Genomic DNA, 1,143 nt, shown 5'->3' on the forward strand with positions numbered 1-1,143 from the left:
CTCACTTCCAAACAGTACAACGCCCGCAGGACGGCTCTCTAAAAAAGTCGAAAGCAACTTTTCTTCTTGCTCAATCGAGTAGTCGCTGTAACCCAGCAATAGTTGATAGCCCGCTTTGTTTAACGCCTGTTGGAAGCTTGGTAAGAAATGCGCGCATGCTTTTTCAAACAGTGACGGAATGATTAGAGCGATGGAATAACTTTCTGCAGATGCGAGTGCCCCTGCGGCTTTGTTCGGGATATAGCCGAGCTCATCAACCACTTGTTGAATTTTCTCTCTCAGCTTATCGGATACCAGCTCTGGCGTTCGTAATGCTCGCGACACCGTCATCGTGCCTACGCCTGCTTGTTTGGCGACATCAGCCAAAGTGACATTGCCGGTACTTCTTCGTTTGCGAGGTTCGCTCATTGTTTTTATTTAATGTTCTCTAATTTCAGCTGCGACATCTTATCACAGCGCTTTAATGGTTTTGATATTAGCGCATTAGAACTCGAACACCAGCACATGAAACTTCGATGCCTGATAAAAATGATAGCGCTATCACAATTAATGGTAGCGCTATCAGATAGCGCTACCATTTGTGATCACTCTCAGGTTTTTCTGGCAAATTGATCGATAAAGTACGCAGCAACAAAACAACAAATCGGAAACATTCCAATGCTACGTGAACTGATTACCTCTGATGTCATTCGCATCCATTCTGACGCAACCGACTGGAAAGATGCGATCAGCAAATCTTGTGAAGCTTTGATTGAAAATGGCGCGATAGAACCAAGTTACGTTGAGGCAATTTACCGCTCGCACGAAGAGCTTGGCCCTTACTACGTGGTAGGTCCGGGCATGGCGATGCCACACGCTCGCCCTGAAGATGGCGTTAACCGTTTGTCACTGGCGATCACGGTGATCCAAAACGGCGTCAACTTTAACTCTGAAGAAAATGACCCAGTAAAAATGCTGGTCACGCTAGCGGCAACGGACAGTAATAGCCACGTTGATGCGATTTCGAAACTGGCGGAATTGTTTATGAATGAAGAGCATGTAGAGGCCATCTGCAACGCTCAAAGCAAAGAAGATGTTCTTGCGATCATCGACAAATACTAAGTTTTACTCCTGACATACCCCATTCACAAATGGGTATACCCC

At 45.9% G+C, this 1,143-nt stretch carries 2 protein-coding genes; one reads left to right on the forward strand and one right to left on the reverse strand.

The window, feature by feature from the left end; all coding sequences use genetic code 11:
• Nucleotides 1–408: LacI family DNA-binding transcriptional regulator (locus R7Q48_RS24565; RefSeq protein WP_318132720.1), on the reverse strand; the 408-nt coding region annotated here is incomplete at its 3' end.
• A 249-nt stretch (nt 409–657) separates the two neighbouring features.
• On the opposite strand from R7Q48_RS24565, the gene R7Q48_RS24570 reads away from it, so the two are divergent.
• Nucleotides 658–1,101, forward strand: a complete 444-nt coding sequence (locus R7Q48_RS24570; protein ID WP_005463973.1) for a PTS sugar transporter subunit IIA — start codon at nt 658–660, stop codon at nt 1,099–1,101.
• Nucleotides 1,102–1,143 lie beyond the last annotated feature (42 nt).

The organism is Vibrio sp. 378 (genome assembly GCF_033339435.1).

Excerpts from the sequence above, each read along its gene's own strand:
- R7Q48_RS24570 (WP_005463973.1), top strand. The coding sequence starts at position 658 with ATGCTACGTGAACTGATTACCTCTGATGTCATTCGCATCCATTCTGAC.